Here is a 12,310-nt window from a genome sequence, read left to right as displayed (position 1 = left end):
ACCAATGACGATCAACCGTTCCTCCCGACAGGGCTCCTACCAGGCAGCTTGGGTCCATACCGGTCTGGCGGGCACGCCTAAATCGAGCCGGGGCACGCTCCTATCAAGCCACACCAGGCGGCAGGACCCCGCCGGGCCGCACATCGGGACAAGCCACCAGCAGTCGGCTGGGGCAGCGAAAAAACGAGCGAACCCGACGGGGACGACATCGATGATATTTACGCGAAGAAAGCCGACGCGGCCTTCAGGATCTCGTTCGCCCGCCGGAGTTCGGCGTTCTCCCGGCGCAGCCGCTTCAGCTCGGCCGACTCGTCCGTGCTGCGGCCGGGCCGGCTGCCCTCGTCGATCTGCGCCTGGCGGACCCAGGTACGCAATGTCTCCGCGGTGCCGATGCCGAGCTTGGTCGCCACCGCGTTGATCGTGGCCCACTCGGTCGGGTAATCCGGCCGCACCTCGGCGACCATCCGCACCGCCCGGCGGCGCAGCTCGGCGGGGTAAGGAGACTTACCAGGCATGGACTTGATCCTCTCAAGAGATCAAGTCTCCAGCGAACCCGGGGCGATTCAGTCTGGTCTCACTTGATGCTTGACGCTTTGGCATCGGATGACGCTTGACACTCCTAGCCGGTCTTTCGCCTCTTAGTATGCGCCTGGGACTTGATCCGGGTGATCTCCTGGGTGGTGGTTCGGGGCACGACGCGGATGGGTTCGCCGTTGTCGTGCACGGTGATGTGGGTATCGTCCACGGTCACGTCCAGGATCTTGCGGGCGTGTACCCGGCCGACCTGGATCTTCTGCCCGACGACCTGGAAGTGGCCGCGGCTGCAGACCACCCGCTGGACGGTGACAGGCTCGGACGGGGAGGTAGGCGGTGCTCCGGCGGGGCGGGCGTTGCGCAGGGTGAGGCATTCGGCGAGCGCGAGCGGGCAGGGCACGGCGCGCAGCAGCAGGCGCTGCTCGTCCATGGCACGGGCGGTGATGCCGTCCAGGCGCACGATGACGCGCCGGCCGGCCAGATGGGCGCCGATGCACAAGGCGCGGCCGGCCAGGCTGATGGTGCCGATCGAGCTGACCTGCCGGTCGACCTCGACGGCGCTGGCCTCGATCGGCGGTTCGGGAACGTGTTCGTCGGCTGCCGGTCGGGCTTGGCCCGAGGCCAGCAGCGCGGCCAGGTCCTTGACGGTCAGCCGGGAGGCCACACTCTTCAGCCTGCCGCCGCCGGCGGTGAACACATGCAGCCGCTGCGTGCTGATCCACACGGTGATCGCCAGGCCCGCCCTGTCAGGTCCGAGCCACAGCTGCTGGCCACCGATCGACAGGTTCCCCGAGGCGGGCACGATCCGATCGACCTCGATCGCCTGCCGCGACAGCGGATCGACCGAGGTCCTCAGGACGAGCGCAGGCCGTTCGCCCTGATCACCGTGGTTGCCGGTCGGGATCAGGGAAGTCGCGGGCGCAGGCGCGGCTCCAGGAGCGGGAGAAGGAGGAGACGTCACTGGGATCAAACTGGCGGGCAGGTGCAGCGGCAGCTCCCGCTCAGCCCGGCGCTGGCCGTCACCGCGCTCGGCGAAGAACCGGTCAGCCGGGAAGGCCATGTCCAGCGCCTGATGCGGACGGGCGGTGTTGTAATGCTCCACGAACGCGTCCGTCTCGGCCTGGGCCGCCTCGATCGAGGCGAACGGCAGCGCCGCATCCAGCCATTCACGGCGCACAGTCTGATGAAACCGTTCGATCTTCCCCGTCGTGGTCGGAGTCCTGGGAGCGGTGTGACGCAGCTTGATGCCGTTCTCCCGGCAGACCCGCTCGAACAGCACCTCACCCGCCTTCGGCCCGCCGAACCGGCCGGTGAACTGCTTACCGTTGTCGGTCAGCACCTCCAACGGCACCCCATAGCCGCGCATCGCCTCAGCGAAGGCCGCGCACACCATCCGCCCGGTCGGCCGGGCCACCACCGAGGCGATCACACAGAACCGGGAATGATCGTCCACCCCGGTGATCAGCTTGGCCTCGCTGCCGTCGGCCAGCAGCAACCCGCCCATGATGTCCATCTGCCACAACTGCATCGGCCCCGGCCGCTCCCACCGCCGGTAATCCTCCCGCCGGCGCCGACGCGCCACCGGCTCGACCAGCCCATTGCGCACCAGCGCCCGATAGATGCTCGCCCGCGACGGCAACGGCTCCACCCCACGCCGCCCCAACTCCCACAAGAACGTGCGCGGCCCCCACCGCGGATGAGCCCGCCGCAGCTCACAGATCAACGCCTCGATCGCCGCTGAGGTCTGCATCGGATGCGCTTTGGGTGCATGCGACCGGTCGGCCAGCCCCGCCAGGCCGCCATCTTGATACCGGCGCACCCAGGCATGCACCGACTGCCGAGACACCCCGTACCGTCCAGCCACGTCGGTGACCTTCGCCCCCGACAACACCTCGATCACCGCGTGATAGCGCTGCTCCACGACACTCAACTCCACCAATGCCACCCGAGCCTCCCCCGAAGCGCCGACAACGCCACGAGCAGGCACAGATAACGATCAAGGTGTCAAGCATCAAGCGAGGCCAGAGTGTCAACCATCAAGCGAGACAGGACAGTCGGTTGCACACGGCCGGATGAGAACTTTCTCTACGACTTCAAGGCGGTCCGCCTTTGGCGGCCCGCGGCGCGCTCGGCGGTCGCTGGCCGCGCTGCGGCTCTCCGGCCGGTCGCGGCCCGCACCGCCACGCGCCAGGGAGGCCCACTTTTCCGACCACCTACGCCGACAAAGGTTGCATCCTTCGCATGCATCGGCAGCCAGCTTGTTAGCTCGTGACCAACCTGGAAGGGGCTTCGTCGCAGGACGAGGTCAGTGCTGCAACAAGGTCGGTTTCAGCCTGCTCTCGCAACTGTTCAGCGTCATCCAGATACGACCGTGCCTCGGCGAGCCCTTCTTGCAATTTCGCGATGAGTCGACCTTGGTCTTCGACAGGCGGGACAGGAACCGGTGCGTCGGCGAGCACATTGACGGGGATCGTGTAGAGCGTACCGCTAGTCGTACGGGCACGAGCACGGACATGAGACCCCCCAGCGGGAGAATTGAACCAAGCTTCCACGTATTCAGGCAACAAGTCTGTTGTTCGGAGTCGAGCCCGAATGACATGGTTTTGGTGGATACATAGGGGGATCTGCCCGTCCCAACGTGCGCAACGTCCGACTTCCTCCAGCGAGTTGGCTTCGAGAAATAGTAGATCGTCACGCTGCAGCGCGAGTCGAGCGACCGTGTCGGGACGGACGTTCATGGTCTTAACGTCAGTGAGATCGAGATAGCCGCGCTGGACATTAGCGACCCGGAGGTAGGGCACGTCTTGCCCTCCTGTGTTAGAACGCTGCAACTGGACACCAAGCCGTATGTCCGCGACCGTGTCGAGGCGAACTATCGGATGCGAACTCGTAATACCCATTGGAGTGATGTCAGTGTCCCAGCGGTCGAGAACCGAGAACTCGGCCACAGTTACCATGTCTGCAGCTGCAGCCGTTCCCGCTGCGTCAATTAGTTGAGCGTCGAAATATTCCCAAGCGGCATTCTTGAGGACAACGGACTTGCTCTTAGAGGTTTCAGCAGAGTGCAGAATTTCTCGATAAGCGGCAACCACTTTCCGCTGAATATCAATCGGTGGAATTGGAATGGGGGCGCCAGCGAGCTTGCTGGCGCCGATGTGATAAAGGCCGCTCGTTGTTGTGGCTTGCTCACGAACGTACGCGTTGCCCGCACGCGAATTGAACCAGGTGATGACATACTCGGGATCCAGCCGCTCGTCATGAAGGCGGGCCCGTATCACGCTGTTTTGGTGAACCACTCCTGAAATGCTCTCATTCCAGAGCGCAGCGCGTCCGACCTCGGTGACTGAACCAGAGCCTTCGACGAAGAGAAGGTCTCCCTGCTGCAACGCCAAGTCGATGGCCTGCGCCTCGGGCAAGTACATAGTCTTGACGTCAGTCAGATTGAGCTCGGCACGACGAACGTTTATTGCCCTGAGGTACGGCCTGGCCACGCCTCTAAGCTTCGATCCCTTCCTCGGCACTTGCACGCCGAGCCGTACATGTGCCACTTCGCCGAGCGTCGCGACTGGCCATGCATACGATGTTGGAGCGCTAGAGATCTGCGGAGAGTCCCAGCGATCGAGCGCGGCGAAGCGCACGACGCTTGTCGTCTTCTCGATCATGCAACGTCCTCAGGAAGATGCTCCGCCTTGAACTGCCTCCAGGCAGCAAGGACAGCCGGAAGGTCGTCAGGGACGTCTTCCCCCGTTTCTCCCGTAGCCGTGATCCCAACCGCATTCGGCGTCGCCATGAATACTGGATAGTCGAACGCCTTGCGGACGTACTCCCACATCGCGGTAGTTTGCTGTTGATCAAGATCCTTCAGTGCAGCCTTAAGGGATTCCATAGCCTTCTTGAGGCCAGACACCTGAGCAGCACGTTCGGTGTATGCCTTCTTGAGATCTCGTATCGCTGCAGTTACGGGACCTTGCCACGTGAGACCTCGCACAATTGTGGTGGGCGCGCCTCTGACAAGACCGTCCTTCGGCACCCGTGTGGGCTTCGGTAGGACCCGGGTGACTCCGAGTTCGGCCAATTGCTCAAGCAGATCACGCAGCTCAGTGTCATTGCTGTGCAGCAATGACACTACAGCGTCATCAATCAAAGAGTCACGGCGGGATTCATACTCCTGCTCAGTAGCCGTAAAGGCATCCGCCCAGCACCGTTCCCAGCGCTGCGCGTCATCTTCGGTGAACTTTTGCATGAACAGGACCGATGCGGTAATAGATGCTCCAGAGAACTTGAATGTCTCTGGAGGCAGAGCTACAACGGCCCGTAGAAACGCTTTTCCTTCTCCCCAGCGGCGGAGCCATGCTTGCGAAGAAGCGTTCAGGTTTCCATTGGGAAGGACGATGCCAAGCCGACCCCCAGGCCTGAGCAGACGGAGGCATCGTTCAAGGAACATCTGCTCTGTCTTGCGGGAAGAGGCAACCCTTCCGATCTCGAACTGGTCGAGAATCTTCTGCCCGCGCGCATTAACCACGCGCTTATGCGCGTCTAGCCAGTCCTTGCCATATCGCTGCTGCTGACGCCGCTTATAGTCAGGGTCATCCGGCACGTCCGTCTCAGGCCCAGAACCGATACGTTGAGACGAAGTTACTGTGGCCCCGAAGGGTGGATTGGTGACAACAACATCGAACCGACCCTCAAAGATGCCATTGATGTCGACGAGGCCATCGTGCCAATGGATGCCACCATGACCGTCCCCATGCATAATCATGTTCATTTTGGCGGTCCGAGCGGCGCGCGGCTCCTTGTCGGTACCGTAAATGCATTGCCAGGCGAGCCGTCCGACACGGGTATCCGTCGTAGTACCGTCCGGTTTGCTAGGAGCGAGCTGCTTGTTCAGTTCCTCCACGGCGGATTCGATGCGCTTGTCGCGTTCATCGAGAGCTTCGTCGGAGGCGTCGTCAGGATACTCAGAGATGATCGAGTCGATGAGCTGCTGTCGTTTGGCGGCGATATCGGCAGCGATCTGGTCGCGGACATGGTCGAATACCTTGATGAGGAACCCGCCCGAGCCTGCCGCCGGGTCGCAGACAATCTCACCTTCCTTGGGGTTGAGGACATTGACGATGAAGTCAACGACGGGGCGAGGCGTGAAGAACTGGCCGAGCTCGCCCCGGAATGTGCGCCCTAGGAACTTTTCGAACGCGATACCTTTGATATCCTCGCCAGTTTTGGACAGATTGAATCGCTCGAGCTTGCCAACCAGCTCGCGAAAAGTGTCCGGTGAGATGTCTAAACGATCCTCTTCCGCAAATAGATCGTCAGTCGAATAGGCAGCTTTCGTCTGATCGAACATCTGCTCATGTAGAGTGAGCTTGGGATTGGTCAGGTATCGGGCGGCGTCGTCCAGATACTTCGTCGTGAAAGTTTCGTGAGTTCGTGTCCGTTCGACGTGGAGCTTGATAAACAGAACTTTCGAAATTGTGTCAAAAGCACGATCTGGAGTCATCGCGTGGTTGTCGCGCAGCAGGCTGTGGCACTCAAAAAGTACTCGCTGAAACTGCTCGCGGTCGAATACCTCAAGCCGGTTAACCAGCGCCTCAAGTCGCTTTTCGTCTCCGATATCCACGACTGTCGGCCAATCGTTGATTTGACGGGCACGCCCGGGTAGGCCCTTCGACAGCTCAAAGACGACGTGATTACTAGCGTTTGCGAGCACGAGGAACCGTGCTCCGGCCGCTCGCGCGTAAGACTCGCCTTGCCAGAAGTCAGCCGGCCGGACGACACCTTCGTCTGCCTTGGTCTCCACGACCAGCACCGGCTCTCGCCCCGCCTGCTTATCGGCCGCGCTGCGCCACACCACAATGTCGGCACGCGGCGAGCGCCTGCCGGAGTGCGTGCGACGCTCTTGATCCATCTGCTCTAGAGGGAACCCGCCATCGAGGTGAAGACGCCGGACCCACTGCTGCCGTACGACTTCCTCCGGCTTGTGCGTGACGTCAACCCAGCCCCGCAGAGGGGCCCACACCAATGCTCCGTGTTGATGAAGTCCTTGAGACGGAAACGGCGTGGACGGCGTGCTGAGGGAGCCGGAGCGCGAGCCAGTCATGAGAGAAGGCTAGCGCCCTTAGCATGCGTGAGATGCTACTTCCCTCGCGCCGCGCTACCCTGCTGCTGGGTAAAGGGCGAGCAGTCGCCGTCTTCCTGGGCACGACACCGTTGTCCCAGGACTGAACTCTTCCTTAGAACCTACCGCAGTCATCCCCAAGGGACGGATCCGGCTCCTGGTCGAATCCAGCCTGACGGCACAGACTCCCATCACACCACCAAGGCTCGCAGGCACCTGACCGCCGTGAGCGTGCGTCATCAGCTGGCCAGCGCCACGCTGTCACTCCTCCGGTCAACGCGACGCCGCCATCGGTCAGGGTAGGCATGCCTGCCGCCTTGCTGGCGACTCGGAACGCCATGTCGCTGCGAATCGTGCTGGGTGTGCGTACCTCGGCGACGTTGTTGCGTGTACCAGCCGTCCCCACGGCGAAGCCTACGAACCCCAGTAAAGCGGCAGGACGTCCGTGTTGTGTCGTAGACATGAGGTAAAGATTGTAGAGGGCGAGTGGCATGAGGTTCCGTCAGTAGCTGCCGGCTGCGTGATCGCCTGGGAGCCTTTGCAGCCATCGCCCTAGCTACGGTCATCCGCTGGCGTCGTCAGGTCTCCTCGGTCTCCTTCTCGAGCAGTTGTAATGCTGTATCCCAAAGCGACAAGCCGCTCTCCAGCTTCCACCGACCCGGTCCCTGCACTGAGACTGGCGCATCATCGTATCCGGCAAGCTCCCAGATTCGATGCACCAGGCCGCTGGCCGAATACTGCTTCTCGTCATACGACCACAACAGGCATTTGACCCGGTCATTCACCCAGGTCGCACGTGCTCGGCGGCGATCAGTGGCGAGCCAGTCACGAACCGCGGCATGCTCCGCATCGCTCTGTGGCTGGTACGTCACCGGGGTGCCCTCAGCGAGAACGCCGGCGTTGACGAGAGTAGGAACCGCGTTGGGGCGGCGTTGCTTGCGGGTCTGCCGGGCTGGGGGCTGGTAGTCAGCCCTTAGCTGCGGGGGATTCACCCCACGGTGGACGTTGTCCAGGACCAGTTTGGCCAGGCTCCGACAGCGGGTCTCGTCGTTGAAGGTACTGCTGAGGAAAGAGGTCCGGCTGAACTCGTCATCCACATGGAAGATCAGCCACGGCAGGACCCGGGAGACCAGGTCGGGCACCTGGTCCAGTACGGACTGCCAGTTGTACCGTGGATCGTCGAGCCCGTCCTGGTCGATGAGCTGGAAGACCAGGTGAGTGATCAGCAGCTCGCCGCGCCGCGCCATGTCAGCGGCGCGTCCGTGCAGGCGCTTGCGCTCGTTCTCCAGCGCCGCGCCGACCGCGCTCCGAACCTGCACCGAGCGCCAGACCCGATGGGCACTAGGCATCTCACCGAATAAACGAGGGTATGCGCCGCGGCCACCGCGTTCCCAGAGAAGATCGACGCTCCTACCAGCGCGCACAGCAAGATCTGGTATGTGATGGGCGCAGGCTAGCGCGACCGCGGCATGTTCCACCGAGCATCCTGCTTCTGGTGCTGGATCCGGCTCACCGCGCTTGTAGGTATAGATCTTGCCTAGTCCCGAGAGCAGGAAATCCTCCCGAATCTCGGCCTGTACCGGATCCAGGGCGATGAAGTCCCGCTGCGACACGTCATTCTGCGTATTGGTGGTCTCGGTGATCCGCGTCGCGTAATTCTCCCGTTCCTTTCCCAAGGAGAAGACACGGACGGTAACCTCAGCGTCCTCGACCGCGTCCGGGTCCGATCCAAACGCCTCGTGGATCGCCGCAACGGTCTGTGCTCCGTTGACAACGCTAACGCCTTGTAGGGTCAGCTCTACCGGGTCATCGCCCCTGCGGCGATTGAGATAACGTTCTTCGATACGGTCGCACAGCACCGTGATGCCGTTGTTGAAGTACCAGAAGTTCTCCGGCTCTTTGAGCAGGGTCTCCTTAATGCCGGAGTTGATACGGGTCAGGCCGAGCGACTTACGCACGTTCTGCTCGTAGAGTGCATCCCCGTGCTCGGCATGCCATCCAGCGATGTCCCTGACCGCCACAGTGCCCTGCCAAGCCTCGAACGGCGTATGTTTGAACAGCCAGTTCCCCATTACCGCTTTGACGTTTACCGGTTCGGGGGCGACGTCCTGACGAAGTCGCCGGTGGAAGTCGGCGACGCCCAGCACCTTAGAGCGAAGCATCGGCCCCTTGTTGTTCGCATCATCGCGGAGGCGATCCAGGACAGCGGTCGCGGCCTCGGAAAGAACAGGCTCTCCCATAACGGCAACGACGAGATTGATCCGGAGCCGGGCGTCTCCCATGACTGCGTCTAGCCGGGGCAGGAATGGGTCCATCCGCTCGTTGAACGGCTCGAAGTTCCTGCTTTCGATCAGGCGCACACCGTCGGCGAACGCCAGCGTTTCTCCCTTGGGTAACTTCGCTGTGCCCGCATCGCTCCACTTCGCCTGAACCAACCAGACCTCCGCGGAGCCATCGCCTACCGCAACAGCGTCGATGCCCTGATCCCTGTCCCCGTCGATGACTCCTTGGCCGGCGACTTCGTAGTCGCAGCCGGTCACGATGCGCAGAGCTTCAGCCGACAATGCCCGGGAGAGAAACCGCTGCTCCCGGCCTGCCGTGTCGTAGCCGCGCAGATCTTCATCGTAGATCAGTCCAGCGTAGTTGCGCAGGAGGGCCGCCCGGACATGCTCGACCTGTATCGGAGTCTTCGCTCCACCTTGCTTCGCACTCATCCCCACTCCGAGCCGACTCGTAGCCACTCTCTCCCGTCCGGCCTCACGGTAGTCTTTACGTAGAGCCGTCTACCAGAAGGGCATTGTTAAGGGTCTCACAATGAGAGAAGGCCAGACACCCATGACCTCCTGTGGCCCGGGCGTACTTGCCTGAGGGGCCACGGAGATTCCGGACAGCCGTCTTATGGGCGTAGCATATGCGGCTGCTTGGATTGAAGGGACTCGTTGAGCACTTCCAGGGGCGGCCGGTAGCCGAGCGCCGAGTGCAGGCGCCGGTGGTTGTAGAACCCTTCGATGTAACGGATGACCTGACGTTTCGCTTTGGCCCGGGTGGTGAAGACGAAGCGGTGCAGCCATTCGTTCTTGAGCGTGGAGAAGAACGAGACGGGACTCTCATCCCGATCGACCGCGTCGCCGACGAGCGGCCCTACTACAGCGGGAAACACAAGCAGCACGGGATGAACGTGCAGCTACTGGCCGATCCGGTGGGCCGGCTGGTGTGGACCTCACCCGCGCTTCCGGGCGCCGTTCACGACGTGACCGCCGCTCGCACGGTCGGCCTGATCGACGCCCTGACCAGCGCCGGCGTCAAGACCTTCGCCGACAAGGGCTATCAAGGCGCGGGCGGCGCCATCCGCACTCCGTTCAAGCGTCATCGTCACCGTCGATGGCTGTCACGCGGGCAGCGAGAGGTCAACCGCTCGCATGCCCGTATCCGCGCCATCGGCGAGCGCGCCGTCGCGACCTTGAAGGCATGGAAGGTCCTGACCAAGCTGCGCTGCTGCCCGCATCGCGCGACCACGCTCGTGCAGGCGATCCTCGTGCTGCAGCTCGTCGAAGAGGGCCGTTACCCAGGATGTAGGGTCGGGAGCTGGCGCGGTGGCGTTGCCTGGCGGTAGGGCTCGGGGCCTGTCTTCCGCCGGTTTCCCGGTCTGCTGTGCTCTCCCCGATGACCATGGCCAGTTCGTGGCTCCGTTTCCAGCTCCCGCCCGTCGAACCGTGCATGCGGTTCTCCCGCACACGGCTCACCGACGTCGTTCACCGGCGGCATTCGGTCTGTCCCGCCAGGGCTTGCCCGCCCTGGGCGCGACGACGATTACATACAAGCTGATCAATCCGAGATCGGCAGGCCGGGCGCGGGTCAGCACCCACCAGCCGAAAGCCATGCTGCGGCGGTGGCGTCTTCGGACGAAGTGCGCCAGCCGCCACTGGGCGTATCGTCTGATCTTGCTGAGGCGCTGGCCGGAGTGTCCGTAACGGAAGTATCCGGCCCAGCCGCGCAGGAAGCCATTGAGGTCCCGCACGATCGCCTCCGGCGGCAGCAGCATCCAGCGCCGGGCGGTGATCTCCCGGATCCGGTCGCGGGCATGCCACATCGCCCTGTCCGCGGGCCAGCGAGCCAGGAACACCACCCGTGGTCTGCCCCGATCACCCCGCGAGCGCACCAGCCGATGGTGAAAGCCCAGAAAGTCGAAGCCATCACCACCGACTTCCAGGTGCACGATGCGGGTCTTGGCCGCCTTCGGCTCCAAGCCGAGCCCGGCCAGCAACTCCACCAGACAGGCCAGAGCCCGTTCGGCTTGACCGCGCGACCAGCACATCACCACCAGATCGTCGGCGAAGCGCACCAGCACCCCATCACCCTGATCCCAGGCCCGGTCGAGCCGGTGCAGGTAGATGTTGCACAACAGCGGCGAGATCACGCCGCCCTGTGGTGTCCCGGTGACCTCGCGCCGCACCTGCCCGTCCTCGGTCAGCACCCCGCTGCGCAGCACCTGCCGCAGCAGGGACAGCACCGGCCGGTCGCAGATGCGTTCCTCGATCGCCTGCATCAACTTCTCGTGCGGGATCGCCGAAAAGCAGTTGGCGATGTCCCGTCTCGACCATCCAGCGGCGTCCCCGCTGCTGCTCATCGATGAGCACCTGCAACGCATCATGAGCCGATCGCCTGGGCCGGAACCCGAAGGAGCAGTCGGCCATGTCGGCCTCGAAGACCGGCTCGAGCACGATCTTCAACGCAGCCTGCACGATACGGTCACGAACTGCAGGGATCGACAACGGCCGCATCTCGCCGCTGCCCGGCTTCGGGATGAGCACCCGCCGCGCAGGCAACGGCCGATAGCGCCGCTGCCGCACCTGTTCAGCCAGCTCACCGAGCAGCCGGTCAATGCCGTACTCCTCGACCTCGGCCAGGGTGGTCTTGTCGATGTCCGGCGCGCCATTGTTCCGGCGCACCATAACCCACGCACGCTGCAACACGTCCCTGCGGAAGACCTTGTCGAACAGCGCATGGAACCGACGCCCGGGATCGGCCTTGGCCGCCCGGTAGAGCGCATGCTGCAGGGCACGGACCGGATCACGCGGAACCCGTGGCTCCCGTGACCCCTTCACGGCGGGACTAGCCTGACCGGCACTCACCGGGCCCCTCCCTGTCAGTCGTTGCGCATCGACGAAGCAGCGGCCCTTCCCTCGCCGCCGGTTGTGTTGTCCGGCCGGCTGATAGCGGTACTACGGCCGCCTCCGACGCCCACCCGGCACGACGCCCACTTCCCGAGACCATCGGTTATAGGACGCGACGCTCCGGCAACACGATCATCCGCAGGTTGCCGGGCCGGGGAGGGCCTCCCCAGTTCCCGCCGCCACTATCGATGCGTTCCGCGCCCCATACGCCGGGGAGTCCTTGACGGCTGCGCTTCCAGGCTCTTCACCGCGTCCATGGCCTTCGCCCCGATTTCGAGAGGCTCGGCACTCCCTCGTCCCACCCGAAGGCGGGCTGAGTAACGACGCCGCAGGCTTCGCTTCATGCTACGGACCGCACCATCGCTCCCCCTTACAGGGCTTTTGACGCCGGGCTTCGACCCCGCCCGTTTCCAGACGAAACCGCCAGCCTGCTACCGGGCCTCCTGGCAGCTACCCGGACCGGACTTCCACCGGCAAGCGACGACGA

General features: G+C 63.4%; 5 protein-coding genes and 4 pseudogenes. 2 read left to right on the top strand and 7 right to left on the bottom strand.

Translation table 11 applies throughout. From position 1 onward, the window contains the following. Window positions 1–227: 227 nt before the first annotated feature. The 6 genes and pseudogenes from HCN51_RS44420 to HCN51_RS44395 all read right to left on the bottom strand — a co-directional run. Window positions 228–515 (bottom strand): annotated as a pseudogene (locus HCN51_RS44420) (transposase); the annotation flags it as partial. Window positions 516–1,039: 524 nt separating this feature from the next. Then, window positions 1,040–2,464 (bottom strand): annotated as a pseudogene (locus tag HCN51_RS44415) (IS481 family transposase); the annotation flags it as partial. Window positions 2,465–2,795: 331 nt separating this feature from the next. Next, entirely contained in the window at window positions 2,796–4,196 is a 1,401-nt protein-coding gene (locus tag HCN51_RS44410; protein ID WP_168018000.1) for a restriction endonuclease subunit S, read from the bottom strand. Beyond that, window positions 4,193–6,631: an N-6 DNA methylase gene (locus HCN51_RS44405; RefSeq protein ID WP_168017999.1), complete on the bottom strand. Its 2,439-nt coding sequence runs from the start codon at window positions 6,629–6,631 to the stop codon at window positions 4,193–4,195. Before HCN51_RS44405 ends, HCN51_RS44410 begins: the two co-directional genes overlap by 4 nt. A gap of 596 nt (window positions 6,632–7,227) precedes the next feature. Further along, entirely contained in the window at window positions 7,228–9,363 is a 2,136-nt protein-coding gene (locus HCN51_RS44400; RefSeq protein ID WP_168017998.1) for an AIPR family protein, read from the bottom strand. A gap of 182 nt (window positions 9,364–9,545) precedes the next feature. After that, window positions 9,546–9,746: pseudogene (locus HCN51_RS44395) on the bottom strand (integrase core domain-containing protein); the annotation flags it as partial. Between HCN51_RS44395 and HCN51_RS44390 the strand changes: the two are divergent. Next, window positions 9,747–10,262: pseudogene (locus HCN51_RS44390) on the top strand (transposase family protein); the annotation flags it as partial. It abuts the pseudogene before it with no gap. A gap of 126 nt (window positions 10,263–10,388) precedes the next feature. Here the strand turns inward: HCN51_RS44390 and HCN51_RS61815 are convergent. Beyond that, entirely contained in the window at window positions 10,389–11,195 is an 807-nt protein-coding gene (locus HCN51_RS61815; protein WP_277350242.1) for a reverse transcriptase domain-containing protein, read from the bottom strand. Between HCN51_RS61815 and HCN51_RS63335 the strand changes: the two genes are divergently transcribed. Beyond that, on the top strand, window positions 11,173–11,745 hold the full coding sequence (locus HCN51_RS63335) for a hypothetical protein (RefSeq protein ID WP_277350241.1): 573 nt from the start codon (window positions 11,173–11,175) through the stop codon (window positions 11,743–11,745). The genes HCN51_RS61815 and HCN51_RS63335 overlap by 23 nt on opposite strands. Window positions 11,746–12,310 lie beyond the last annotated feature (565 nt).

The sequence above is a fragment of the Nonomuraea composti genome, from assembly GCF_012034275.1.
Classification (GTDB): domain Bacteria; phylum Actinomycetota; class Actinomycetes; order Streptosporangiales; family Streptosporangiaceae; genus Nonomuraea; species Nonomuraea composti.
Note: the sequence above shows the minus strand (reverse complement) of the source record. Positions and strands in the feature narration are given on the sequence as shown.

Excerpts from the sequence above, each read along its gene's own strand:
- HCN51_RS61815 (WP_277350242.1), bottom strand. The coding sequence starts at position 11,195 with ATGCAGGCGATCGAGGAACGCATCTGCGACCGGCCGGTGCTGTCCCTG.
- HCN51_RS44400 (WP_168017998.1), bottom strand. The coding sequence starts at position 9,363 with ATGAGTGCGAAGCAAGGTGGAGCGAAGACTCCGATACAGGTCGAGCAT.
- HCN51_RS44410 (WP_168018000.1), bottom strand. The coding sequence starts at position 4,196 with ATGATCGAGAAGACGACAAGCGTCGTGCGCTTCGCCGCGCTCGATCGC.
- HCN51_RS44405 (WP_168017999.1), bottom strand. The coding sequence starts at position 6,631 with ATGACTGGCTCGCGCTCCGGCTCCCTCAGCACGCCGTCCACGCCGTTT.
- HCN51_RS63335 (WP_277350241.1), top strand. The coding sequence starts at position 11,173 with ATGCGTTCCTCGATCGCCTGCATCAACTTCTCGTGCGGGATCGCCGAA.